This window comes from Brenneria roseae subsp. roseae (assembly GCF_003115845.1).
Lineage (GTDB): Bacteria > Pseudomonadota > Gammaproteobacteria > Enterobacterales > Enterobacteriaceae > Brenneria > Brenneria roseae.
The window spans coordinates 27,121-51,814 of record NZ_KZ819036.1 but is presented as its reverse complement, the minus strand read 5'-3'; the positions used below and the strand labels follow the sequence as shown (position 1 = coordinate 51,814).

Below are 24,694 nucleotides of genomic sequence, written 5' to 3'. Positions count from 1 at the left end.
ATTACCGATAAAAATAAAACCCGATAATCATATAACGACGCGGGTGTATGGCGGAAAAACTAATGCATAGGTTTGTCAGGGTAACATAACCCTTGATGATAATTGGCAGGGATGACGATCAGGATAAGGGGGAACGATTGTCCGGCAATGTCCCTGCCGTATGAAAACGTTCGGCATAGTAACGCTGAATGCTGGTTATCCGCTGTTGACTCTTGCGTATTTTGGTGACGAGCAGCGCCAGATTGACGAGCAGAATCACAGAGAAAAGCAGCAATAGCAGGCAACTGCCCAGATAGCGCCATAGCGTAATCATATCCGGCTCACTATGGAGGCTGATATGCTGCGTGCCGTTGGCGTCGGTACTGAGTTGGGTAATCACGCCGGCGGCATTAAACGGCGTGTGCAGCAACATGGCGGACAGTCGTTGCAGCTCTTGCCATTGGTCTGAAGCCCGATACTCGCTCAGCGGCATCGGCGGCAAAGGATGGCTGACCAACTGGCGTCCTTCATCGCTTCGAATCAGGAACCCTCCCGGCGGCGGACTGTTCAGTGAGTCTGCCGCGTTATTGATTTCCTGATAAAAGAAAAAATCGGTTGAGCTGTTGACGAGTGATTCCAACGCTTCCGCACTAACCGGGCGCAACAGTACATTCATGCCTTTCAGCGCCCCAGAATCGGCCCGTTTTACCAGGACATCCCAGGTTTTGACGTTGCCCAAATTGATGAGGGCATTTTTCAGACGGACACAATCGCCTTCCTGTTCACAAAGGGTCTGTGTTTTCAGTACGATATCCGAAAAGTTATTCAGCAGAATCATGCCTGATTTCTGAATGGCGGAAGCAAGCTGCGAATTTATCTGCCCGTCTTTATCCGTCTGCGGATGTAGTTGGCTATTCACGGTCTTCAGCAATGCGGACGCCTTTTCAATAATGTCTGATTCCGGCAGCGGCAATGGATCCGCGTGATTCCAGTAAATTGCGGAACAATCAAAAGGGGTAAAGGCATAACTCTGCGGCGTTGCCGCGGGACGGATCCCGGCAGGGACATAGCACATCCCCGATCCTTGTACTTCCAGCGTATCACCGATTTTGAGTGGTATCTTTTCCAACTCATCCACCTGAACCACTTTGATATGTTGCGCTCCCTGAAGCCATGCCATGCTGAGTTTCAAAGGCAATTCCAGTGGAACATTAGTGATTAACAGGATCAGACTGAGGAACGACCCTGCCGCCAGCAGCAGATTTCTCCCCCACTGCTGTAAGGGAAAGTGTTTCACTTCATCATGCAATGACAGATGCTCGCCTTGTCGGATGACCTGCCGGTTCAGATAGATATCAACATCGGTTTTTTGTCCCAGATCGTTACCGATATAGGGTTGCCAATGTGGCGGATAAATCAGGTCGATATTGCCGAGCGAGATATTACCTAACCCCTGATTGGATTCGCCAAAAAGTCCGAGGCTCTGCGGTGTACCGTGCAGGCAGTGAACATCGCGCAATTCCTTGTTGGAAGGCGAGCGAAAAAGCTGCCAGATAGCCCAGGCCGCCAGTAAAGCGGCGGTGCCGGTGAGCCAGGGCAGCAGGGGAATGGGACTGTTCAGGCTGATAAATAGCAATAAAAACGACAGGCATAGCACGGCGGCTTCTTTCAGACCACCGGAATGGTGGATGGCATGCTCCTCCCGGGTTTCCTTGCGGATGGTAATCAGCTCGGCGTGTTCATTTTCTTCCTGACTGATGGATGCGTTAAGCATCGGAATATTTGGCACGGACATGGCTTCGGGCGCGTCTATGCATTCTGCCAGCGAATGTCCATTCAGGGAAATGACCAGGGGGATGGAACGGGTTTTGATCAGCTCAACGCTATTATTCTCGGTAATATATTGTTCCCAACTGGGGGGCAGGTGAATTTCCTGCGTATCAATATAGTAACGCCACTTATTTTGTGAATCAGTACGTAGACCATAGCGCGTGATGGTATGGGTAATCGGATAAACCCGATTACTTTGTAATGAACGGGGAAGTCGCGGCTGCGCATTGGGCGTATCAAGCGGCGCCGTTTTCTGCGTGTTTTCCTGAGCGAGATACTGTTCAACAACCTGACGTTCTTCCTGAGTCAGCTGGCGAGGTAACGATTGTGTCGCAGGCAGTGGCTTAACGAATGGCAAACGCTCGCGCATACGGTAGATAATAAAAACACCGACAGCGATTAGACAGGCAAACAATATAGCCAGGATGGTAAATATTGTGCTCATCTTATCTCCATTCCAAAGCAGCCTGCTCCTTGTCGTTGCCAGAGTTTAACAAACCTATGCAATCGATGATAACCCGTATGGTCTTGTTTTTTTGGATTAATAATTAAAAAACAACGGAAACTCACTGCGTAAGGAGATGATAGTAACAAGCAGAGGGAGCCGCTAAAATAAGGATCATCTGATTTTTCACCACGATATTGACTTTTGGCGATTATTTTAAATTCGCTAATGTATATGGCATGTTACGGAAAAGTAATTCACAATCGCAGTAGTTGCAGCGAGAGGGTTGTTAACGCACAATGTGAGCAAGATCAAAAAAATATTAACGATCTCTTTTCATTAACGGCACGCCAGCATGCGGGGTGAAGGTAGTGGCTATCGTTCATCCAGGTTGGATTAAGGTGTCGGTCTGGTCGTAATATTCCTATGGGGCCATTATGAGTCATAACCTGCAAAAACCCAAAATCCTTAAGGTAGAGACGGTTGCGCGTTCACGTCTGTTTAATGTTGAATCCATCGATCTGGAGTTTAGCAACGGCGTACGCCGGGTTTATGAGCGGATGCGACCTTCCGGGCGTCAGGCCGTGATGATTGTGCCGATCATCGACGATGAACTGTTGCTGATCCGCGAATATGCCGTGGGGATTGAACAGTATGAACTTGGCTTCCCAAAAGGGCTGATTGATCCAGGTGAAACGGTATTTGAGGCGGCCAACCGTGAACTGATGGAAGAAGTCGGATTTGGTGCAGAACAAATGGAACTGCTGGCGACATTGACGATGGCGCCTTCTTATTTTTCCAGTCAGATGAATATCGTGGTGGCCCGCGGCTTATATCCGCAGACCCGGGAAGGCGATGAGCCGGAACCGATGCCGAAAGTGCGTTGGCCTTTAAGCGACATGATGACGCTGCTACAGGACCCCGACTTCCGGGAAGCGCGTAACGTTAGCGCCCTGTTTTTGGCTCAGGATTGGCTGAACCGTTCATCGCGTTAATCGACGTATGATAAGCAAAAAGGCGCAGATTTCTGCGCCTTTTTTGTGTTCTGAGGGGCCTCAGAACAGTTCTTCGCTTTGTCCGTTATCCATCAGTGTCGTGCCAACTTCATGCACTTCATATTCGGTCGGCTGCGTTCCTTCAATAAAGTATTCGGAGCGACTGTTTCCCCCCCCGCTGGACAACTTGCCGCTGCTGCGGTCGATCGTCACGCTGACGATACCGGGCGGCGGCGTCAGAGGTTGTTCGGGTACGTCAGCCAGTGCGACCTTCATAAAGTCGTCCCAGGCGGGTTGAGCGGATTTTGCGCCGCCTTCATAGCCTGAAATCTGATCCTTAATGACGCCAGACGCGCTGCTGGTGCCGAGGTCCCGGCGATGATCATCAAAGCCGATCCAGACAGAGGTAACCAGATTCGGGCCGTAGCCAGAGAACCAGGCATCTTTGGAACTGTTTGTTGTGCCGGTTTTTCCGCCGATATCACGACGCTTCAGTTCACGGCCGGCACGCCAGCCCGTCCCCATCCAGCCCGGTTCACCGAAGACGTTACTGTTCAGCGCGTCTTTGATCAGGAAGGCCAACGGTGTACTGATCACATGTGGAGCATAAGGCTGCGCGGTATTTTGCCGTGCTTCCTGTGGCGTAACCGGCTCAAGTTGCGGCATCGGCAGTACACCCTGCGGATTTTCCCGAGAGGTCGCGACGTTTTCCATACTATCGGCAGACAACATCAAAGAACGCGATGTTTCACCATACACTAACGGCAAATTACAGGTATCGCAGACCACTTTCGGCGTGGCGGTAAAGATGGTGCCGCCGGCTTCGCTCTCGATTTTGGTGATGAAATACGGATCAACCAGATAGCCACCGTTAGACATCACGGCATAACCGCGTACAACCTGCAACGGGGTGAAAGACGCCGCCCCCAGCGCCAGCGATTCGGTATGAACGATGTTCTGTTCAGGGAAGCCGAAACGCCGCAGGTAATCAGCAGCATAATCGACGCCCATGGCCCTCATGGCACGGACCATGACCACATTCTTGGACTGCCCTAAGCCCTGACGCAACCGGATCGGGCCGTCATAGGTCGCCGGCGAGTTTTTAGGCCGCCAATCCGAACCTGCGCCCGGATCCCAGCGTGTAATCGGTACGTCGTTGAGGATGGTTGCCAGCGTCAGACCTTTATCCATGGCGGCGGTGTAAAGGAAGGGCTTGATGTTAGAACCAATCTGGCGCAGCGCCTGTGTCGCACGATTGAAATTGCTTTGGTTGAAATCAAAACCGCCGACCAGCGCTTCAATCGCCCCGTTGGTTGGGTTGAGGGAGACCAGCGCGGAGTTAACATCCGGCACCTGTCCCAACCACCAGTCATCATCTACTTTACGCACCCACACTTGCTGACCGGTTTGCACGACATCGGTGACGCGTTTAGGTGTCGGTCCTTGTTGGGTATCGGAGCGATAAGGACGAGCCCAGCGCATACCGGCCATTGGCAGAGAAATGTTGCTGCCGTCAGACATCACCGCAATGGCTTTATCGGCGGTGGTGTTGATGATGACGGCGGGGAACATCGGGCCGTAGACCGGCAGCGTTTTCAACGTGGCGACAATTTTCGCCTGATCCCAGACGCTTTCGCCCACTTTCCACAACACCTTGTCCGGACCGCGGTAGCCGTGGCGCATGTCGTAGGCGATGACGTTATTACGCAGAGCATCCTGTGCCGCCAGCTGTAATTTTCTGGTAATGGTGGTGTAGACCTTGTAGCCGTCGTTATAAGCGTCGTCGCCATAACGCTTCACCATTTCCTGACGTGCCATCTCGGCGATATACGGTGCGGAGAAGGCAATCTGCGGCGCATGATAGTCGGCTTCCAGCTTCTCGCTACGCGCAGCGTCATACTGAGCCTGAGTGATGTAGTTTTCATCTCTCATGCGGGCCAGCACCACATTACGGCGAGCTATCGCGCGGTCATAGGAATAGAGCGGGTTAAAGGTTGAAGGCGCCTTCGGCAGGCCGGCAATCATCGCCATTTCACTCAGCGTCAACTGATCGACAGGGCGGCCAAAGTAAACGTGTGCCGCGGCTCCGACGCCGTAAGCCCGGTAGCCGAGGTAAATCTTGTTCAGATAGAGCTCAAGAATTTCATCTTTGGTAAGCAGTTGCTCGATACGGATAGCCAGGAAGACTTCCTTGATTTTACGTATCAGCGTGCGTTCCGGGCTCAGGAAGAAGTTTCTGGCAAGCTGTTGCGTAATGGTACTGGCCCCCTGAGAAGCGTGGCCGGATGTTAACGCAATCGAAGCGGCACGAATAATCCCCACCGGGTCGACGCCGTGATGCTCATAGAAACGGCTGTCTTCCGTTGCGATAAAGGCGTGAACCATCACCGGAGGAATTTGATCCAGTTTCAGCGGGATGCGGCGTTTCTCTCCAAATTGAGCAATCAGCTCACCATCGGCGCTGTATACCTGCATAGGGGTTTGCAGCCGAATGTCTTTCAGCGTGGCGACATCGGGCAATTGTGGTTCGATATAACGGTACAAACCATATATCGAGGCTGCTCCCAACAGGATGCAAGTCACTGCAAGGATGAGTAAATACTTTACGAACTTCACCTGAGATTTTCCATTCAATAGCGTTTGGACAGTTTATAAACAATCGCGCGCTAGTATAAAGGTAAGCCAGCACTGTGGATACGTTCTTTTATACCCTGCGGCTTGAAAGCGATTGGGTACATTAAATAAGGATATCGGGTTGAACATGGCTTATCACATCTGGCGGGTTGGGTTGGATATACAAAATGGTTTCATGCGCGCGCTGGCGGTTCAGCATCGCCGCCACGGCTGGCAACTGCGCCACTGGTGGCAGTTCCCATTGCCGGATGACACGTTACGCTCGGGTAGTTTACACCATACTGAGGCACTTTGTGAGGTCTTGCTGAAATGGCGTCGGTTATTGCCCCGTCATATTTCACTACGTGTCGCTTTTCCTGCCCAACAGGTATTGCAGCAGCGCCTGTCTGCGCCGGATAACCGATTGCGGGAGCCTGAACGCCGTTGGTACATCGAGAGTATGGCGGCTCGCAAACTGCCGATAAGCAGTGACTCGCTATCAATGGATTACCGTGAGGATCCGCACGCGCCCGGTTCTTTATTAATTACCGCCGCGCGGCGAAACGAACTGGCGCGTTGGCTTGAATGTCTGCATGCCGTGGATCTGCATCCTGAGGTCGTTGATATTTCGGCTTGCGCCATTCGCTGTATGGCGACCCTTGCCGGACTCAAAAACAACCGAATTTTCCTGCATCGGCTGGTAGACGGATGGCTTTGGGTCTCTCCGCTGAATCATGCCTTTCATTTCGGCATGATTCACGGCGATGAATGGACGGAGGAGAGCGCGATTCTGCCGTGGGTCAGCGCCCGGTACGGGCAGCAGATTGACGATGTCGCTTATTACAGTAGTACCTCCTCTTCTTTTACGACGGGGAGCGAGTCTGACGCGTTACTGTCATGGTCGCCGCTGGTGGCGTTTAACCACATGCAGCCTCCATTACCTGATTTTCCCCCGGCTTTTGTTATTGCGGGTGGTCTGGCTTTACGCCCCGGAGATGCCTGAATATGCTGCTGGTCAATCTTTTACCCTGGCGTCAGCGGCGTTTATGGCATCGCGCACGTAATTGGCTGATGGTACTGCTGCTACAACTATTGTTGGCCGCCGTTCTATTCGGGATCGTTTACTCGCTCTGGCATCGGCAATATACGTTGTTACTGCGCGAGCTCGGCGACGTATCCACACAGCGGCAACAATGGGTTGCACAATATCAACAGGCTCGCCAGATATGGGAAAAGCTACAGCATTATCAGGCACAGCATGAGGTTGACGCGGCAGGGAATCGCCACAATCAACGTTATCTCAGTCTGCTGGAACAGCTCTCATTGATGATGCCGGAACGTCTTTGGCTGACGGAGATCGCCGATCGTGGAACACACCTGTCGATCGCCGGGATGAGTGAAAACTATACCGACATTGTCAACCTGAACCGGGCGTTGGGTCGTCATCCTTCGATGGGGAGAGTGCGTATTCTCAATGCGCTCAGACAGCAGAACGGGCGTTCGCTCTTGCATTTTGCCCTTCAGGCTGACTGGCAAACCGATGAGCCTGCTGGCAGTGGAGTTACACATGACTAACCCGATGCTTAACTGGACCGTCTGGATAAGTCAGCCATTTTGGATACTGGCGATAGCGCAAGTTGCTCTGATGACGGTTTTCATTTTGCTGGGGAACTGGCTGGTATTGGGGGAGGTCAGGCAGGAGATGGCGGATGTCGAACAGCAGATTGGCGAGCACTCTCTCGGTATACAAAATATTCAACAGCAATTGGCCACAATGCCGTCGCTTGCCGACATGCAAACGCAGTTAACCGCATGGACAACGGGTAAGACGCCATTTCATGTGGATAGGGTGGCGCAATTGGCGACGGAACCGCTTTCCCGGTCTGGCGCCGTACTGCTTTCCTGGCAGCCCGCGGTGCGGAAATCAACGCTTATCGCTGAGGAAACCGCCTGGATATTGACCTTCCGTTCAGATTATCAGGGGCTGTTAAACGTAGTACGTCAGTTTATTGCGCTGCCCTATGTGCTGCGAATGGATCAATTGGTTGTGAAATCAACGGAAAGTCCATCGTATACGGACAGGGCGTTGCATGTCGAAATGACCGTAATGAGGCCCACAATCGGGCGGAGTAAGAAAGTTGAATAAGGCGAACGGTAGCATCCGTATGGCGCTGTTGCCCATTGCCTTATGTACCCTGGCCCCGGCGCCGGGTAATGCGCTGGAAATTCGGCGCGATCCTTTTCACCCCTTACCTATCGCCGCCTGCTCCCAAATCAATGCGGCGCAGCAATGGCAAATGAAAGGTGTGATCGGTACTGGCGAGCATTGGGTGGGATGGCTGGCGCAGTCAGACGACCAATGGATAAAACTGAAGCGAGGCGAAGTGATTCCGCCGGGCAGCTGGCAGGTCAGCCAACTGGATAAATCGGGAATGCAATTAACGCCGGTGGCAAGGACCGGAAGCTGTGATGGCTTGCCAGCGATGGTTTCTCTGGCATCCCCGTTCATTAATAAGCTCGTCGCTCACTAGGCGCACGGTTCGGTTTAGCAACGGCTGTCTACAACAAGGAAGGTTATGAAGCGTCGGTTTGTGTTTGTACAGAAAATGATGGTGCTAACGTTACTGTTTATCAGCCTGTTGGCCCCGGCAAGGGCAGCGGAGCGGGTATCTATGGCGTTTGAAGATACGGCTATTCAACGGGTGCTTCAGGCGCTGGCGGATCATCAACAGTTAAATCTGGTTGTTGCTCCCGGAGTAGAGGGCAAACTGAATGTCCGGCTGGCAGAGGTTCCCTGGCAACAGGCGTTGGATATCGTTTTGCGCATGGGGCAATTGACAGTAGAACGTGATGGCAGTGTATTGCTGGTCTATCCTGCCGGACATCTTGAGGCAGTCGAACGTCAAAAAGAAGAATCGCTTGCTCAGCAAACGCAAAAGCAACCGCTACAGAACCTTTCTGTTTCGTTGCGGTATGCGGATGCAACCGAGGTGGCAACCAGCGTGCAGGCGCAAAGAGGGACGTTGCTGACGGCGCGCGGTAGCGTGACGGTGGACAAGCGAACCAACACGCTATTGATTCGCGATACGGAATCCGCGTTAGCACAGCTCAAACCCTGGATAAGTGAACTGGATTTACCTTTGTCGCAGGTGCAATTGGCTGCACATATTGTGACGATCAGCAGTGAGAACCTGCAAGAGTTGGGGGTGAGCTGGGGGCTGGGAACCAGCGAGATGGCGAACAAGGCGCTCAGGCTAAACAATTTCAATGTCAGCCTTCCTGTCGAAACGCCGGCGGTAAATGCCGGGTTTCATCTGGCCCGGTTGAATGGCCGATTGCTTGATTTGGAGTTAATGGCGTTAGAGCAGGAAAATCAGCTCGAAATCATCGCCAGTCCCCGGCTGTTCACCGCGCATCAGCAGACGGCCAGCATTAAACAAGGAACGGAAATCCCTTATCAGGTTTCCAGCGGCGCCAGTGGCTCAACGTCGATTGAGTTTAAGGAGGCTGTTTTGGGGATGGAAGTGACCCCCAGTATTCTGCGGGCCGGGCGCATCACGTTAAATTTGAAAATCAGCCAGAATATGCCGGGACAGACGATAAAGCAGAGTGACAATGGTGAAGCGTTGGCGATTGATAAACAGGAAATACAAACGCAGGTCACGGTGGCCGATGGTGAAACCATCGTTTTGGGCGGGATCTTCCAGCAGCAGAAGAAGAACAGTCGTCGTCAGGTGCCGGCTTTAGGCGATATTCCGGTGTTGGGGCATTTATTCAAAAACAATACGCAGCAACATACCCGAAGGGAGTTGGTGATTTTTATCACGCCGACGCTAATTCCCTCGTGGTAAAAAGCGAATAGCGGCCAGTCTTGTTGCGCTCAACCACTCTGTCATAAGGCGGGGAATGGGCTCGTGCTGAATTCATCTGGCTTCTTATTTGCAGAGCAACGTCGTGTTTTCATGACAACGGTGTAATATTTTGATTGATTCATGGCTTCTAAGTTTGACGCTGCGGCGGATTTAGCTTACAAGGGTTAGCGAATTGAGCACTGAAGTGTTGTTCCACCGAAAATGTCGATAAAACACACTATATTATCCGCTTGGCTAAGGTGTGACATTTTATTCGGTTGCCAAACTACCCTGAGTATTGAGATAATTTTTTGTCTGATTCTCGCACTATCGCTCATGAGGTTTCAGTTTAGGTCCCGTCGCTGGGTTGATTGGCGGGGCGGGTTATCATTAACGAATTGTCTTAGTAATACCAAAAAACATGGCAGAGAAACGCAATATCTTTCTGGTTGGGCCTATGGGTGCCGGCAAAAGCACTATTGGCCGTCAGTTAGCTCAGCAACTCAATATGGAGTTTTTCGACTCCGATCAAGAAATTGAGCGACGCACCGGAGCTGATGTGGGCTGGGTGTTCGATTTGGAAGGCGAAGAAGGCTTCCGCGATCGAGAAGAGAAAATCATTAATGAATTGACGGAAAAGCAAGGTATCGTTCTGGCAACAGGCGGTGGTTCGGTCAAATCTCGTGAGACACGCAATCGCCTTTCCGCGCGTGGCGTCGTCGTGTATCTGGAAACGACGATCGAGAAACAACTCGCCCGTACACAGCGTGATAAAAAGCGTCCGTTGCTTCAGGTTGAATCACCGCCGCGCGAAGTGCTGGAAGAGTTGGCGAGAGAGCGGAATCCGCTGTATGAGGAAATCGCCGATGTCACTATCCGAACTGACGAACAAAGCGCCAAGGTAGTTGCCAACCAGATCATCAACATGCTGGAAAGCAACTGATTGTAACGCATGATTTTTGTATCATGCTGATTTTTAACAGGCAATTGAGCGAGCATGGAAAGAATTACCGTAACATTAGCGGAACGTAGTTATCCCATTACGATAGCCGCCGGATTGTTTAATGATTCGGCTTCTTTTATGCCGTTGCAGGCCGGGGATCAGGCCATGCTGGTCACCAACCAGACATTGGCCCCTCTCTATCTTGAACGTGTGCGCCGTGTGCTTGAACAAAACGGTGTCCATGTTGATCAGGTCATCTTGCCGGATGGCGAGAAATATAAATCCCTGACCGTATTGGATCAGGTCTTTACCGCATTACTTGCCAAGCCACACGGCCGTGATACCACCATTGTTGCCTTGGGCGGTGGTGTGATTGGCGATCTTGCTGGTTTTGCCGCCGCGAGTTATCAGCGAGGCGTCCGTTTTATCCAGGTGCCGACTACACTGTTGTCGCAGGTTGATTCCTCTGTCGGCGGTAAAACCGCGGTGAATCACCCGCTGGGTAAAAACATGATTGGCGCGTTCTACCAGCCGGTATCCGTTGTTATTGATCTGGACTGCCTGAATACCTTACCGGCACGCGAACTGTCGTCGGGTCTGGCAGAGGTCATCAAGTACGGCATTATTCTGGATCGTGATTTCTTTTTCTGGCTGGAAGAGAACATTGAAGCGGTGCGTTCACTACAGCATGATGCGCTGGCTTACTGTATCCGCCGTTGCTGCGAACTGAAAGCGGCGGTGGTCGCCGCTGACGAACGCGAAAGCGGCGTGCGCGCGTTGCTGAATCTTGGGCATACCTACGGTCACGCGATAGAAGCGGAAATGGGATACGGTAATTGGTTGCATGGCGAAGCGGTTGCTGCCGGTATGGTGATGGCGGCTCATACTGCCCGGCGTCTCGGACAGTTTGCTGTCGACGATATTGAACGAATCAAATCGTTACTGGTTCGGGCCGGTTTGCCGGTGAATGGGCCGGCGCAGATGACGCCGGACTCTTATCTTCCCCATATGATGCGTGATAAAAAAGTGCTGGCAGGTGAGCTGCGTCTGGTGCTGCCGACATCTATTGGTCATTCAGAAGTCCGTGGTGGCGTGGCACATGATATTGTGCTGGCGTCGATAGCTGATTGTCTTGCCTGAGTGTTTCACTGTCGTGTTAACGACAGATGAGCGCCGATGGTTTATGGTTAATAAAATACAATGCATTATGATTTAACAATTCGTAACGAGGATAATGTTGCGGATTTTAGCCTTTCAGTTGGGGGGTTTTAAATGGATGAGTTTAAGCCGGAAGATGAGCTGAAGCCTGATACCAGTGACCGTCGACCCACACGTCAGCAAAAAAGCAGCCGCTTTTCCGCACCGAAAATCACGCTTTCCAGACAACACCTGATGATTGGCATCGGGATTGTGGTGCTGGTATTGCTGATTATTGGGATTGGTTCTGCTTTAAAGGCACCTTCTCGTCCCGAGACGTCTCAGGCTCAAAGCCAAAGCGGCGATGAAAAGAGCATCGATCTCTCTGCATCGTCCTCGATGACGCAAGATTCACAGCCCGTTACATCCACTGAAAATCCTGCCGCGGTTCCGGGTGAGGCAACTCATGCGCCGCAGACGCTGAGTGCGCCGCCTATTTCCGGCACGCCGACGGAAGCCGCCGTCCAGCCGCCGCCGAGCGGTCAGCAGCGCATTGAATTACCGGGTAATATTACGGATGCGCTTTCTCAGCAGCAGGGCCGTGTCGACGAATTCTCTCAAGGCGCGACGGGGACCACGCTGCCGTCGGCTCCCGCTACGCTTGCACCGGCGGCGAAGACGCCAGCGGTGGAAAAAAATACTCACAGCAGCAGACCTGCGACCACGGGTACGCCGAAGGCGGCGCCTCCCGCAGTAACCAGCAAGCCTGCCAATGCGGGTAATGCGTCCCCTGCATCAGACCGTTCGATACAGACCGCACCTGACAGCCATTTTACTTTGCAACTGAGCAGTGCATCTCGTTCAGATACGCTGGCAGCCTACGCCAAACAGCATAATCTTAGCCATTCGTGGGTCTATGAAACTAAACGTGACGGAAAATCCTGGTATGTGTTAGTGACCGGAGTCTATGCTTCCCCTGCCGAAGCAAGACAGGCTATTGCAACACTGCCTGCTGATGTACAAGCGAAAAAACCATGGGTTAAGCCGATCCGTCAGGTGAAGCAGGACTTGAATAAGTAACACCAATTTTAGCCCTGATGTGCTGTCTGACACAGAGTACAATCCGCGGCTCTGAAACGTATGAGTAACTAACGACGGCATGAAGAAAAACCGCGCTTTTTTAAAATGGGCTGGTGGTAAATATCCGCTGGTAGAAGAGATTCGTCGCTATTTACCCGCAGGAGACTGCCTTATCGAGCCCTTTGTTGGCGCGGGTTCTGTATTTTTGAATACAGAGTACGACAGCTACATATTGGCAGATATTAATAGCGACCTGATCAACCTGTATAATATCGTCAAGTCAAACACTGACGAATTTGTACGTGACTCTCGTAAGTTGTTTACGGAGGAAGTCAATACGTCAACGACGTTTTATCTGCTGCGTGAAGAGTTTAATCTTTGTACAGATGCTTACCGTCGTGCGGTATTGTTTCTTTACCTGAACCGCCATTGTTATAACGGCCTGTGCCGCTATAACATGCGCGGTGAATTCAACGTTCCGTTCGGGCGTTACAAGAAACCCTATTTTCCGGAAGAAGAGATTCGCTGGTTTGCGTTTAAGGCCAAAAGTGCAACGTTTGTCTGCGAACATTATCAGCAAACATTGACTAAAGCGGAGCCGGGGTCGGTTGTGTATTGCGATCCTCCTTACGCCCCGCTGTCGGCAACCGCGAATTTTACGGCGTATCACACCAATAATTTTAATTATGTCGATCAGCAGAACCTGGCCAGATTGGCGCAGCGTTTGTCGGTTGAAAGTCAGATTCCGGTGCTGATTTCCAATCATGATACGGTGTTGACTCGTGAATGGTATCAGGATGCTTCACTTTATGTGGTCAAGGCGCGTCGAACGATTAGCCGTAATATTCTGGGACGTAGTAAAGTAAACGAGCTATTGGCCTTGTATTGTTAATTTGCCGACGCTAAGCAACGCAAGGTGCCGGGAAACGGAAAGATGATTGGCTGGACAGTCGTATTGTTCAATAACTATGTTCAATAACTATGTTCAATAATTCTCGCTGAGCGGAGGACGGGTAAACGGAAGCTCCGGCAGCAGAAATTCAGACTTTATCGTTTGGAGAAGCAAATGAAACCGTTTTTAATCGCCCCGTCTATTCTGTCGGCTGATTTTGCCCGGCTTGGTGAAGATACGGCTAGCGTACTGGCCGCTGGCGCTGATGTGGTGCACTTTGATGTGATGGATAATCACTATGTCCCTAATCTGACCATCGGTCCTCTGGTGCTGAAATCCTTGCGGGATTATGGCATTACCGCCCCGATTGATGTGCATCTGATGGTGAAGCCGGTTGATCGTATCATTCCCGACTTTGCCAAAGCGGGAGCGAGTTTTATTACGTTCCACCCGGAAGCGTCGGAACACGTCGATCGTTCTCTGCAATTGATTAAAGATCATGGCTGTAAAGCGGGTCTGGTTTTCAATCCGGCAACCCCGCTCAGCTACCTCGATTACGTCATGGATAAACTGGACATTATCCTATTGATGTCCGTCAACCCGGGCTTTGGCGGCCAATCCTTCATTCCGGGGACGCTGGATAAATTGCGTCAGGTACGCAAGCTGATTGATGACAGCGGTTATGACATCCGGCTTGAGGTGGATGGCGGCGTCAAAGTGGATAACATTGGTGATATCGCGGCGGCGGGTGCCGATATGTTCGTGGCCGGTTCGGCTATTTTTGGTGCGTCGGACTATCGTGCCGTCATTGAACAGATGCGCGGTGAATTGAGCAGGGTGGAGCATGGCTGACATGGCGTCGATTCGCGGGCTGGCATTTGATTTGGATGGCACGCTAATTAACAGTGCTCCGGGGTTGGCCGCCGCCGTTGATTTAGCGCTACAGGCGCAATCATTGCCCGCGGCGGGTGAAGCGCGAGTGGCGACCTGGATTGGTAATGGTGCGGACGTACTGGTTGAACGGGCGCTGCGTTGGGCGGGTGTTGAACCAACCGCGCCGCGATTGAGTGAGACCCGGGAATGGTTTGACCGCTACTATGCTGAAACCGTGGATAGCGGCAGTACGCTTTTTCCTCAGGTGAAAGAGACGCTGGCGGCGCTGGCGCAGCAAGGCTTGCCAATGGCGGTGGTCACCAACAAACCCACGCCGTTCGTTGCGCCGTTGTTGGCGTCGCTGGACATTGGCGAATACTTTTCGCTGATTATCGGCGGCGACGATGTGGTGGCCAAAAAGCCGCACCCCGCGCCCTTGTATCTGGTCCTGGGCAAGCTGGGACTCCGCGCCAGCGAATTGCTGTTTGTGGGTGATTCGCGTAATGATATTCAGGCATCTCAGGCGGCCGGCTGCCCCTGCGTCGGCATGACTTATGGATATAACTATGGTGAAGCGATCGAATTGAGTCATCCGGACGTCGTGCTGGATCGTTTTGCCGATCTATTGCCCCTTGTCGGGCCGTCATCTTTAAAAAATCAGGAAGCATTAGCATGAGCAAACCCATCGTATTTAGCGGTGCACAGCCGTCTGGCGAATTAACCATTGGTAACTACATGGGGGCGTTACGTCAGTGGGTTAATATGCAAGATGACTACGATTGCATCTATTGCATCGTTGATTTGCATGCCATTACGGTGCGTCAGGATCCGCAGCAGTTACGCAAAGCGACGCTGGATACGCTGGCGCTTTACCTCGCCTGCGGGATTGATCCGCAGAAAAGCACTATCTTTGTGCAGTCACATGTACCGGAACATAGCCAACTGAGCTGGGTGCTGAACTGTTATGCGTATTTCGGCGAACTGGGCCGCATGACGCAATTTAAAGATAAATCAGCGCGTTATGAAGAAAATATCAACGCGGGTTTGTTTGATTATCCCGTACTGATGGCGGCTGACATTCTGCTGTATCAAACCACTCAGGTGCCAGTGGGGGAAGATCAGAAACAGCATCTGGAACTGAGCCGGGACGTCGCCCAGCGTTTCAATAGCCTGTACGGCGATAACATTTTCAAAATCCCTGAACCGTTTATACCGAAGTCAGGTGCTCGCGTGATGTCGCTATTGGACCCGAACAAGAAGATGTCCAAGTCGGACGATAACCGTAACAACGTGATTGGTCTGCTGGAAGATCCGAAGTCGGTGGTGAAGAAGATCAAACGTGCGGTAACGGATTCCGATGAGCCGCCTGTCGTGCGCTACGACATCGTGAATAAAGCCGGGGTATCTAACCTGCTGGATATTCTCTCTGCCGTGACGGGAAAAACCGTCGCCGAGCTGGAGCAGGAATTCAGCGGCCAAATGTATGGTCACCTGAAAGGCGCCGTTGCCGATGCGGTATCCGGCATGTTGACAGAACTACAGGAACGTTATCATCGCTTCCGTAATGACGAGGCCTTCTTGCAGCAGGTCATGCGTGAAGGCGCGGAGAAAGCCAGCGCCCGTGCCCAGGAAACGCTGAAGAAAGTGTATAACGCGGTTGGATTTGTCCCTCGTCCGTAAAGGTTAAATAATAATCAGGAGGCTTTTGCCTCCTGATTACCCTTCTTTCTCTAATAGCCTTACGGCTTTTATTCAGTTACTGCGGCAGCGGTGGAAACACATCATCCGGAATGGGGTTCTCGAACGGCGTCTGCTGGAGCCTGGCTTGATGGTCGGCTTTGGCCTGAGCGATCAAATCCGGCGTCAACATCAGATCGATAGCCAGTGACGCCATCGCTTTGGCGGCATATTCCATACCTTTGTGCGCCGCTTCCGTTTTACCCTGCGCGACCAACTGCCATGAGTGTGCCGGCGTGCCGATAGCATAGGTTGCACTACGGATCTGGACGGTCGGTACCACCCAGCTTACCGTTCCCACATCCGTGGAGCCGATAAAGGCTTCATTGGGGCTATAAAGCGGATAGATATCGTCGTGCAGCGCCAGACCCGGCTGTGGTTTTACACCAAACCGTGCGTAAGAGTTCGCAATGTCTTCCTCTGTCATCGCGGTCTGAAAGTTAGCGGCGAGCTGGCGATCGTGTTCGTCAAACTCAATTGGCCCCAGCGTCAGCAAGTGTTCATGCATGCGCTGTTCCAGCGGCGGGTTGCCAATCAGGTTGGCATCGCCGCTAAGCACTTCGTGGCTGACTTCGGTTTCGGTCATCAACGCGGCGCCTTCGGCGATTTTTTTCACCCGATTGACCAGTTGGTGCAGCTCAGGCAATTGCCGCGCACGTACCAGATATCTGACGGTTGCATTGGCCTGAACGACGTTAGGCGCCTGACCGCCGCTGTCGGTAATGGCGTAATGTACGCGGGCGGAAGAGGGCATATGCTCACGCATATAGTTAACGCCAACGTTCATCAGTTCGACGGCATCCAGCGCGCTGCGTCCTAGGTGCGGGCTGCTGGCCGCATGGGCGGAGCGGCCTTTGAAGTAAAAATTCAGCTCGTTGCAGGCCAGTGATACCGGGCTGTTGACGCCGGTAAACGTCGCCGGATGCCAGCAGATAGCGATATCGACGTCGTCAAACACACCGGCTTTTACCATAAAGCCTTTTGACGATCCGCCTTCTTCTGCCGGACAGCCATAGAAACGCACGGTTCCCGGCATCGCGTGTTTTTGCAGGTAGTCTTTGACGGCGGTTGCGGCCTGTAATGCGGCCGTGCCCAACAGATTATGTCCGCAACCGTGCCCGTTACCGCCGTTTTCCAACGGTGCGGGTTCTGCAACGTTCGCCTGCTGGCTTAATCCCGGCAGCGCGTCATATTCACCAAGGATCGCAATGACCGGCTTTCCTTCGCCAAATTCCCCCAGTAATGCGGTGGGCATACCGGCAATGCCTTTCGTCAGGTGAAAACCTTCCGCTTTCAGCGCCGCTTCATGTTGTGCGGCGGAACGGTATTCCTGATAGTTCAGTTCTGGCGTATCCCATATGCCATCACTCAGGGTAAAAAACTGTTGCCGTTTGGCCGCAATTAATCCGCAGATCTCTTCCACGGTTTGACGGTCGACTGGCGGCAGTATCTTTTCAGTCTGTGTTAGGTTCATGCGCTATATGCTCTTCATTTTGTTATGACAAGGCGTGGACTTCGTGTTCTGAGAGACTCAGAGTGGTGACGTATCCATGCCAAACCATTTCTCACTCAGCTGTTTCAGCGTGCCGTCGTTTTTAGCTTTCTCAATGGCGGCGTTAAACATGGCTTTTAATTCAGGATCGCTCTTACGCAGGCCAACGGAAGATCCGCTCCCCAGGATGCCGCCGATAAACAGCGGGCCGGGCGTGACGATGTCGGTGTTGCCGGGTTTTTCAGTCACGCCTTTCAGGTAGGCGGCGGAAGCAATAACCAGATCGACACGTCCGGCTTTCAGGTCAAGATCGTGTTCCTGTGTGGTTTTGTATTCACGTACGGTCATGACGCCTTTTAAATACTTATCCAGGAACGTGCTGGCGATTGAAGCGGACTGCACGCCAATGGTTTTGCCTTTCAGCAGCGGTTTCAGTTTTTCAATTTCCGCAATGGATGCCGCTTCATCCTCGGGTTTCATGGAAAAGCGTTTGCCTTCGTCAGGGAATTCCTTGGCTAACGTACTGGATTTCAGCACGGCGAAAGTTTGTCCGGTCTGCGAGTAGGGCTGGCTGAAATCGATGACTTCCCGGCGCTTGTCTGTAGCGGACATGCCGGAGATGATGGCGTCAAACTTGCCGGCGTTCAGTGCCGGAATGGTACTGGTAAAAGGCTGCACGATGATTTCGCACTTCACCTGCATGCTATCGCACAGAATTTTATACATATCGATTTCAAAGCCATCCAGCGTACCGTCTGGCTTGGTAAAATTATAAGGATGGAAAGCGCCTTCAGTGGCGATACGGACCGTCGTCCATTTTTTCTCTTCAGCCGATGCGCCGAATGAAGCGGCCAGCGTGCCTGCCAGACACAGTGAACAGACGATCGTTTTTAATTTTGACTTCATCATAATGGTGTTCTCCCGGTGTTATAGTTTGACTATCTATTAAGTAGATGATTTACCAGCTGGCGATAAATTGCCTGAAACGGGCGGACTGACTGGCGGTGAAAACCTGCTCCGGCGTACCCTGCTCTTCAATTTCACCCTGATGCAGGAACACCACGCGGTTAGAGACTTCTCGGGCGAAATCCATTTCATGCGTGACCACCAGCATGGTCATGCCTTCGTCTGCCAGCGTACGCATGACGCGTAACACTTCGCCGACCAGTTCGGGATCGAGCGCCGATGTGGGTTCATCGAACAGCATAACCTTGGGCGCCATGGCCAGTGCGCGGGCAATCGCGGCGCGCTGCTGCTGGCCGCCGGAAAGATGGGAAGGGTAGTAATGCCGCTTGTCCGCCAATCCCACTTTTTCCAGCAGTTGCTCGGCATGCTCCACGCATTCAGCATGTGGACGCTTCAACACATGGACCGGCGCTTCAATAATATTTTCCAGAACCGTTTTGTGTGACCACAGGTTGAAGTTCTGAAAGACCATCCCGAGCTGGCTGCGTATGCGGTCAATCTGTTTCGGATTCGACGGTCGGTGTTGTCCTTTGCGGTTGGGTTTCATTTCAATGGATTCGCCGGCGACGACGATCTCTCCCTGATCGGGAAGCTCCAGCATATTAATGCAGCGCAGCAGGGTGGACTTCCCGGAGCCGGATGAGCCAAGAATAGAAATCACTTCACCCTGACTGGCTTCAAAAGAGATCCCTTTCAGCACTTCCAGAGAACCGAAGCTTTTGTGAATGTTGCGCAGGCTGATGGCGGGTGTGGTCATTGAAGATCTCCCAGTTTCTTAATTTTTTTTGCAGTCGATGATGCGCCAGGCGCACGTAAATGCGGGGTCATGGTAAATTCAGCCCACATCAACAGACGTGTCAGGATAAGGTTAATAAATAAATAGATAGCCCCGGCAACCAGGAAAACTTCGAGTGCCCGGTAGGTTTCCGCAATGATGCGCGCGGCAATGCCGGTAATTTCCATCAGCGTAATAATGGATGCCAGCGAGGTTGATTTGATCATGGAGATCAATTCATTACCGTAAGCGGGCAACGCCTGACGGATCGCCAGCGGGAAAATGATGCGCTTGAAAATCATGCGTCTGGACATGCCGCAGGCGCGGGCCGCTTCGATTTGTCCGTCGGGTACGGATTGTAGTCCGCCACGGATGATTTCACTGGCGTAAGCTCCGGTACATAAACTGAGTGACAGCAGCGCGCACCAATAGGGCTCACGCAGTACCGGCCATAGAACGCTTTCCCGCACCCAGGTAAATTGCCCCAATCCGTAATAGATAAGAAAGAGCTGTACCAGCAGCGGCGTGCCGCGGAAAAACAGCACATAGGTCCGTGCAATGGATTGCAGTATCCGGTAAGTGGAAAGCTGCATTAACGCCAGTCCCAGCGCCAGAAAGAAACCTAATGATACGGAACCGATGGCGAGTTGCAGCGTGAGCGGAATACCGGGAATAATCTCCAGAAACGTTTCATAAATAAAAGGAAAATCCATCAGCGTTTCACACCCCGGGAATAATAGGACTCCGCCCTGCGCATGATCCAGCCAGAGCAGATAGAGATAACCAGATACAGAATGGCCGCGGCCATAAAGAAATCAAACGGTTTGCCCGTTGAGCCCGCGCCGGTCTGTGACTGGGTCAGGAGTTCGGCGACGCCGGTAACCGATACCAGGGCGGAGGTTTTCAGCACCAGCTGCCAGACATTACCCAGCGACGGAATAGCATGACGCAGCAAAAGCGGCACAATGATACGCCGAAGCCGTAGCAGCGTTGGCATCCCGCAGGCTTTGGCGGCTTCGATTTCACCGCGGGATACGGCATAGAATGCGCCGCGAAAAACTTCCGTTTGCTGTGCTCCGGAAGAGACGCCAACGGCAAACACCCCGGCAAGAAAACCGGGGAAGCCGATAAAGCCCTCGCTGCCAAAGAGATTGCCCAGCATGGTTAACGCGGAACTGCCGCCAAAATAAAGCAGGTAGATAATAAGCAAATCCGGGATGCCGCGCGTGATGGTGGTATAACCATCGGCCAGATAACGAATCGGACGATTACCGCAGATTTTTGACCATGCGCCGAGCGTACCGATGAATGCGCCAAGCAGAAAACCACAGCTTGCCAGCGCGAGCGTCATGCCGGTACCAATCAGTAATAATTTCCCCCAGCCATGTTCACCAAAACTGATGAGTTGCCAGAAAGTTATTTCTTCCACGAATAGCTCCCAACTTCTTATTGTTCTGTCATTAAACACGAGGTGATCAGAACGGTTTTTGTGATCAGAGGACCGCACATCCTGTTCGGGAACGACGATGCAGATAGATAACTCAGGTAGAGAACGTGTTGCCCATAAAGCAAAGAGACATGATCAGGTAGTAACAGATGATCGGTTATTCGACATGCGCCATGGTTCTCACACTAAAGTGCTTAGGATGCAAAGCAATATCCAGGCCATATTTTACCTGTTCGTCGATTGACTATTTATTCATATATTTTGCTTATTAATTAATGCGGAAGTCTTCAAAATAGGCTAGATAGGGCGGGTGGTAAAGCACCAAATTTCCGCTTTGCAAGGAAATGTGACAATAAAGTGCATTTTTATGCTCTTTTATAGTGCATTGCTTTTGTATGGTGCAAGGCGACCGCCATCCGGTATTGGACGGCGGTTTAATAACGAAAGGATAATCGGCGGGTTATTTGGGCTGACGGGCAAACCAGTTCAGTTTTTCTCTCAGACTGACAACGTTGCCAACGATAATCAGACACGGGCTTATCGCTTGTTTTGCCAGTTCACCAAGTTGCGAAAGCTGGCCGGTAAAGACCTGCTGCGTGGTTGAGGTGCCGTTTTCGATCAGCGCCACCGGTACGGTTTCAGGTAACTGTTGTTCCAGCAATTTGCGCTGGATATATTCCGCCTGCTGAAGCCCCATGTAGAACACCAGCGTCTGTTTTTCGCCCGCCAGACTGGACCAGTCGAGCTCGGCGTCATGCCGGACATGGCCCGTTATCAGTCTTACTCCTTGCGAATGGTTGCGGTGGGTAAGGGGAATGCCGCTGTACGCCGCACAGCCGGAGGCGGCGGTAATGCCAGGAACGACGGAAAAAGGGATCCCCGCCAGTTGCAGATGTTCCAGCTCTTCGGCGCCACGGCCGAAAATGAAGGGATCGCCGCCTTTCAGCCGTACGACCCGTTTGCCGGCCAGCGCCTTTTCTTCCAGCAGTTGGTTAATCTGCTCTTGTGGAATGGTGTGGTAGCCAGATGCTTTACCGACAAAGATTCGTTCGGCGTCACGCCTGATCAGATTCAGTACATCGCTGGAGACCAGTCTATCGTAGACCACGATATCTGCCAGCTGTAGCTGCTGTAAGGCTTTCAGCGTCAATAACCCGGCATCCCCCGGACCGGCGCCCACCAGAACCACTTCGCCTTTGTCATCCAGCGGTGCTGAAAAAAGCTGTTCGGTTAGCTGCTGTTCGCTGATGCTGTCGTTATTGGCCAGCGCCTGAGCCAGCCTATCGTGAGTAAACAGTTTTTCGAATTGGAGGCGGCGCGTTCCGGCATGCCGGAAGCGGCTCTGAACGCGCTGACGTAATTCACCCGCCAATGCAGCCAGTTTGCCGAGGTGTTGGGGCAGGATCCCCTCCAGTTTTTCACGCAGCAGGCGAGCCAGAACCGGCGCGGTGCCGCCGGATGACACGGCGACCATCAGGGGAGAGCGATCGATAATCGAGGGCATGATAAAGCTGGCATTTTGTGCGTCGTCGATCGCATTACAGAAGATCCGCAGTTTGCTGGCGCGATCGTAAACCTGCTTATTGACCTCGCGATCGTCGGTCGCGGCAATGACCAGCCAGATGCCATTCAGTAAATCCGAATGGAAGCTACCCGGCACCAGGGTTACCCGGCTTGCTTCCTGCCAGACCAGAAATTGTTCATTGAAGCCGATCGCGTTCACCGTGAGAATCGCACCTGCGTCCAGTAGCAACTGCGCCTTTCGTTCGGCGATTTCTCCTCCCCCTACCAACAAACAATGTTTATCGCGTAACTGGCAGAATATTGGCAGGTAATCCATGTGGCGCCTCTTAATAAATTCAGGTCGGCAGAAGCGCCCAGCCGTTGCGGCAGGGCGCGTTGCATGATGTTAATGACGGCATATTATCAACGGCGGTTACGCTTTCTGCGATGGATAAATGTTTAATTTGTGCGTCGCCATTGATAACGACGGACGGGCTCTTACCCGCTGTACGGTTGGAAAGTCGGTTGAATGGGCTATCGATCCAGAGGGTGAGAGCCGTTGTCCGTATGAATTTTACCCATTCTTAAAATGTGGTCTTCCATTTTTCTAGTGATAATGCTCACAAGGATATGGGCATTTGCCCAATAATCCATAACATAATTTCTTCATATGAAAGAAAATGCCTAATGACTAACGCGGAAACAACCTTAATAATTAAAAAATAAAACGCTATTTTTTTTTTATTAACACGTAGTTTCTTTTTGTGATGTTGATCGCTTTGTTTGGTCTAACCAGACAGATATGTGCTTTTGCTCTTATCCGGGCCGGGCACGTACCGCGACGTTATCCTTTAATTAATGCAGTTTCTCGCTGCAAATCATGTACATGAGTCGTATTAAATATCAAGGCAGGTAACAACGTGAAAATAGAGTCAATTGATGTCACCGTCTTTACTTACCCTACTCGCCGGGTGTCCGACAGCGCGGGGCATTCGCATCCGGGGGCCGAAAATCAGGCCAGAATGGCCCTGCTGACCATCGGCACGGATGAGGGGCATAAGGGTTATGCATTTGCTCCGCCGGAAGTGATTCGCCCGCATATCGTGAATGCATTTTTCCGTAAGGTCCTGATCGGGCAAAACCCGTTTGATCGTGAGCGTCTCTGGCAGGATCTGGTGCATTGGCAGCGCGGCAGCGCCAACCAGTTGACCGATCGCGCACTGTCGATCGCCGAATCCGCGCTGTGGGATTTACAAGGCCGCGTGCTGAATATGCCGGTTCATAAGCTGTTGGGCGGCTATCGTGAAAAAGTGCCTGCCTACGGCAGCACGATGTGCGGCGATGAGCTGGAAGGCGGTTTATCCACGCCGGAAGAGTACGGCCGGTTCGCCGAGAAACTGGTGCAACGCGGTTATAAAGCGATCAAGCTGCACACCTGGATGCCGCCAGTGTCGTTTGCGCCGAGCCCGAAGATGGACGTGAGGGCGTGCGCCGCGGTGCGTGAAGCCGTCGGCCCGGATATTTGCCTGATGCTGGATGGCTACCACTGGTACAGCCGCAGCGATGCGCTGTATATCGGCCGTGAGCTCCAGAAGCTGGGTTTCACCTGGTTTGAGGAGCCGATGGAAGAACAGAGCATGGCGTCTTACAGCTGGCTGACCAAAAGTCTGGATATTGATGTGATTGGACCGGAAAGCCTGTCAGGCAAGTACTTCAGCCGTGCCGACTGGGTGAAGGAAGGCGCATGCGATATTTTGCGCGCGGGCGTACAAGGCGTGGGCGGCCTCTCGCCATGTATGAAGGTCGCCAGCCTGGCGGAAGCCTTTGGTATGGATTGCGAAATTCATGGCAACGGCGCGCCGAATCTGGCGGTGGTCGGCGCAATCAAGAACTGCCGCTGGTATGAGCGCGGACTGTTGCACCCCTTCCTTGATTACGACAAACCTGCCGCTTACCTGAATTCGATTGTCGATCCGATGGATGACGAGGGCTTTGTGCATCTGCCCCAGCGTCCGGGACTGGGGGAAGACATCAACTTTGACTGGATTGAGGGGCATACCTTAAGCAAAGAATAAAATTTTTCGTCCGATCTGAAAGAACGAACCCTTTAAAAAATAAAAAGTTGTCGTCTTCCAT

Annotated in this window: 22 protein-coding genes; 14 read left to right on the top strand and 8 right to left on the bottom strand. The window is 52.3% G+C overall.

The features are described 5' to 3' along the window. Nucleotides 1-118 precede the first annotated feature (118 nt). Nucleotides 119-2,254 (bottom strand): intracellular growth attenuator family protein, encoded by a 2,136-nt coding sequence (locus DDT52_RS17635; RefSeq protein WP_136157513.1) that lies wholly within the window; start codon nt 2,252-2,254, stop codon nt 119-121. A gap of 437 nt (nt 2,255-2,691) precedes the next feature. Here DDT52_RS17635 and nudE point away from each other — a divergent pair, with 437 nt between their 5' ends. Next, complete coding sequence (gene nudE / locus DDT52_RS17630) at nt 2,692-3,249, top strand: ADP compounds hydrolase NudE (RefSeq protein ID WP_136157512.1); 558 nt, start codon at nt 2,692-2,694, stop codon at nt 3,247-3,249. Nucleotides 3,250-3,309: 60 nt separating this feature from the next. On the opposite strand, the gene mrcA is transcribed toward nudE, so the two are convergent. Further along, nucleotides 3,310-5,865, bottom strand: coding sequence for a peptidoglycan glycosyltransferase/peptidoglycan DD-transpeptidase MrcA (gene mrcA / locus DDT52_RS17625; RefSeq protein ID WP_136157511.1), 2,556 nt, complete (start codon nt 5,863-5,865; stop codon nt 3,310-3,312). 145 nt (nt 5,866-6,010) lie between these two features. On the opposite strand from mrcA, the gene pilM reads away from it, so the two are divergent. The 12 genes from pilM (at nt 6,011) to trpS (ending at nt 16,318) form a co-directional block, all read left to right on the top strand. Next, nucleotides 6,011-6,865, top strand: coding sequence for a type IV pilus biogenesis protein PilM (gene pilM, locus DDT52_RS17620; protein WP_136157510.1), 855 nt, complete (start codon nt 6,011-6,013; stop codon nt 6,863-6,865). Nucleotides 6,866-6,867: 2 nt separating this feature from the next. Beyond that, nucleotides 6,868-7,437 (top strand): PilN domain-containing protein, encoded by a 570-nt coding sequence (locus tag DDT52_RS17615; protein ID WP_136157509.1) that lies wholly within the window; start codon nt 6,868-6,870, stop codon nt 7,435-7,437. After that, nucleotides 7,430-8,008: a hypothetical protein gene (locus tag DDT52_RS17610; RefSeq protein ID WP_136157508.1), complete on the top strand. Its 579-nt coding sequence runs from the start codon at nt 7,430-7,432 to the stop codon at nt 8,006-8,008. The genes DDT52_RS17615 and DDT52_RS17610 overlap by 8 nt, the downstream gene beginning before the upstream one ends. Further along, a complete protein-coding gene (locus DDT52_RS17605) occupies nt 8,001-8,393 on the top strand; it encodes a HofP DNA utilization family protein (protein WP_247595581.1) in 393 nt (130 codons plus the stop codon). Before DDT52_RS17610 ends, DDT52_RS17605 begins: the two co-directional genes overlap by 8 nt. 78 nt (nt 8,394-8,471) lie before the next feature. Further along, nucleotides 8,472-9,713 (top strand): DNA uptake porin HofQ, encoded by a 1,242-nt coding sequence (gene hofQ / locus DDT52_RS17600; protein ID WP_425591563.1) that lies wholly within the window; start codon nt 8,472-8,474, stop codon nt 9,711-9,713. A 421-nt stretch (nt 9,714-10,134) separates the two neighbouring features. Beyond that, on the top strand, nt 10,135-10,656 hold the full coding sequence (gene aroK, locus DDT52_RS17595) for a shikimate kinase AroK (protein ID WP_109054730.1): 522 nt from the start codon (nt 10,135-10,137) through the stop codon (nt 10,654-10,656). Between the two features lie 54 nt (nt 10,657-10,710). Then, nucleotides 10,711-11,796 carry a 3-dehydroquinate synthase gene (gene aroB, locus DDT52_RS17590; RefSeq protein WP_136157507.1) on the top strand — a complete coding sequence of 362 codons (1,086 nt, stop codon included), beginning with the start codon at nt 10,711-10,713 and terminating at the stop codon, nt 11,794-11,796. Nucleotides 11,797-11,928: 132 nt separating this feature from the next. Further along, nucleotides 11,929-12,873, top strand: coding sequence for an SPOR domain-containing protein (locus DDT52_RS17585; protein ID WP_136157506.1), 945 nt, complete (start codon nt 11,929-11,931; stop codon nt 12,871-12,873). A gap of 79 nt (nt 12,874-12,952) precedes the next feature. Continuing rightward, nucleotides 12,953-13,765, top strand: a complete 813-nt coding sequence (dam, locus tag DDT52_RS17580; protein WP_136157505.1) for an adenine-specific DNA-methyltransferase — start codon at nt 12,953-12,955, stop codon at nt 13,763-13,765. A 174-nt stretch (nt 13,766-13,939) separates the two neighbouring features. Then, on the top strand, nt 13,940-14,617 hold the full coding sequence (gene rpe / locus DDT52_RS17575; RefSeq protein ID WP_136157504.1) for a ribulose-phosphate 3-epimerase: 678 nt from the start codon (nt 13,940-13,942) through the stop codon (nt 14,615-14,617). Next, a complete protein-coding gene (locus DDT52_RS17570; RefSeq protein WP_136157503.1) occupies nt 14,610-15,314 on the top strand; it encodes a phosphoglycolate phosphatase in 705 nt (234 codons plus the stop codon). The genes rpe and DDT52_RS17570 overlap by 8 nt, the downstream gene beginning before the upstream one ends. Next, nucleotides 15,311-16,318 (top strand): tryptophan--tRNA ligase, encoded by a 1,008-nt coding sequence (gene trpS / locus DDT52_RS17565; RefSeq protein ID WP_136157502.1) that lies wholly within the window; start codon nt 15,311-15,313, stop codon nt 16,316-16,318. Before DDT52_RS17570 ends, trpS begins: the two co-directional genes overlap by 4 nt. A 76-nt stretch (nt 16,319-16,394) precedes the next feature. Here the strand turns inward: trpS and DDT52_RS17560 are convergent, their stop codons facing one another. The 6 genes from DDT52_RS17560 to cysG all read right to left on the bottom strand — a co-directional run bounded on the left by DDT52_RS17560 (nt 16,395) and on the right by cysG (nt 22,895). Beyond that, complete coding sequence (locus DDT52_RS17560) at nt 16,395-17,849, bottom strand: M20 family metallopeptidase (RefSeq protein ID WP_136157501.1); 1,455 nt, start codon at nt 17,847-17,849, stop codon at nt 16,395-16,397. Nucleotides 17,850-17,906: 57 nt separating this feature from the next. Then, nucleotides 17,907-18,776 carry a transporter substrate-binding domain-containing protein gene (locus DDT52_RS17555; RefSeq protein WP_136157500.1) on the bottom strand — a complete coding sequence of 290 codons (870 nt, stop codon included), beginning with the start codon at nt 18,774-18,776 and terminating at the stop codon, nt 17,907-17,909. Between the two features lie 49 nt (nt 18,777-18,825). After that, the gene (locus tag DDT52_RS17550) at nt 18,826-19,590 is read right to left on the bottom strand and encodes an ABC transporter ATP-binding protein (RefSeq protein ID WP_136157499.1); all 765 of its coding nucleotides are present in this window, start codon (nt 19,588-19,590) and stop codon (nt 18,826-18,828) included. Continuing rightward, complete coding sequence (locus tag DDT52_RS17545) at nt 19,587-20,321, bottom strand: ABC transporter permease (RefSeq protein ID WP_136157498.1); 735 nt, start codon at nt 20,319-20,321, stop codon at nt 19,587-19,589. The genes DDT52_RS17550 and DDT52_RS17545 overlap by 4 nt, the downstream gene beginning before the upstream one ends. Next, nucleotides 20,321-21,037: an ABC transporter permease gene (locus DDT52_RS17540; protein ID WP_136157497.1), complete on the bottom strand. Its 717-nt coding sequence runs from the start codon at nt 21,035-21,037 to the stop codon at nt 20,321-20,323. Before DDT52_RS17540 ends, DDT52_RS17545 begins: the two co-directional genes overlap by 1 nt. Nucleotides 21,038-21,515: 478 nt before the next feature. Beyond that, nucleotides 21,516-22,895 (bottom strand): siroheme synthase CysG, encoded by a 1,380-nt coding sequence (gene cysG / locus DDT52_RS17535; RefSeq protein WP_136157496.1) that lies wholly within the window; start codon nt 22,893-22,895, stop codon nt 21,516-21,518. 583 nt (nt 22,896-23,478) lie between these two features. On the opposite strand from cysG, the gene DDT52_RS17530 reads away from it, so the two are divergent. Beyond that, complete coding sequence (locus tag DDT52_RS17530) at nt 23,479-24,633, top strand: mandelate racemase family protein (protein WP_136157495.1); 1,155 nt, start codon at nt 23,479-23,481, stop codon at nt 24,631-24,633. The last annotated feature ends 61 nt before the right edge of the window (nt 24,634-24,694 follow it).

Coding starts and splice junctions, on each gene's coding strand:
- DDT52_RS17635 (WP_136157513.1), bottom strand. CDS start 2,254: ATGAGCACAATATTTACCATCCTGGCTATATTGTTTGCCTGTCTAATC.
- nudE (WP_136157512.1), top strand. CDS start 2,692: ATGAGTCATAACCTGCAAAAACCCAAAATCCTTAAGGTAGAGACGGTT.
- pilM (WP_136157510.1), top strand. CDS start 6,011: ATGGCTTATCACATCTGGCGGGTTGGGTTGGATATACAAAATGGTTTC.
- DDT52_RS17615 (WP_136157509.1), top strand. CDS start 6,868: ATGCTGCTGGTCAATCTTTTACCCTGGCGTCAGCGGCGTTTATGGCAT.
- DDT52_RS17610 (WP_136157508.1), top strand. CDS start 7,430: ATGACTAACCCGATGCTTAACTGGACCGTCTGGATAAGTCAGCCATTT.
- hofQ (WP_425591563.1), top strand. CDS start 8,472: ATGGTGCTAACGTTACTGTTTATCAGCCTGTTGGCCCCGGCAAGGGCA.
- aroK (WP_109054730.1), top strand. CDS start 10,135: ATGGCAGAGAAACGCAATATCTTTCTGGTTGGGCCTATGGGTGCCGGC.
- aroB (WP_136157507.1), top strand. CDS start 10,711: ATGGAAAGAATTACCGTAACATTAGCGGAACGTAGTTATCCCATTACG.
- DDT52_RS17585 (WP_136157506.1), top strand. CDS start 11,929: ATGGATGAGTTTAAGCCGGAAGATGAGCTGAAGCCTGATACCAGTGAC.
- dam (WP_136157505.1), top strand. CDS start 12,953: ATGAAGAAAAACCGCGCTTTTTTAAAATGGGCTGGTGGTAAATATCCG.
- rpe (WP_136157504.1), top strand. CDS start 13,940: ATGAAACCGTTTTTAATCGCCCCGTCTATTCTGTCGGCTGATTTTGCC.
- DDT52_RS17570 (WP_136157503.1), top strand. CDS start 14,610: ATGGCTGACATGGCGTCGATTCGCGGGCTGGCATTTGATTTGGATGGC.
- trpS (WP_136157502.1), top strand. CDS start 15,311: ATGAGCAAACCCATCGTATTTAGCGGTGCACAGCCGTCTGGCGAATTA.
- DDT52_RS17560 (WP_136157501.1), bottom strand. CDS start 17,849: ATGAACCTAACACAGACTGAAAAGATACTGCCGCCAGTCGACCGTCAA.
- DDT52_RS17555 (WP_136157500.1), bottom strand. CDS start 18,776: ATGATGAAGTCAAAATTAAAAACGATCGTCTGTTCACTGTGTCTGGCA.
- DDT52_RS17550 (WP_136157499.1), bottom strand. CDS start 19,590: ATGACCACACCCGCCATCAGCCTGCGCAACATTCACAAAAGCTTCGGT.
- DDT52_RS17545 (WP_136157498.1), bottom strand. CDS start 20,321: ATGGATTTTCCTTTTATTTATGAAACGTTTCTGGAGATTATTCCCGGT.
- cysG (WP_136157496.1), bottom strand. CDS start 22,895: ATGGATTACCTGCCAATATTCTGCCAGTTACGCGATAAACATTGTTTG.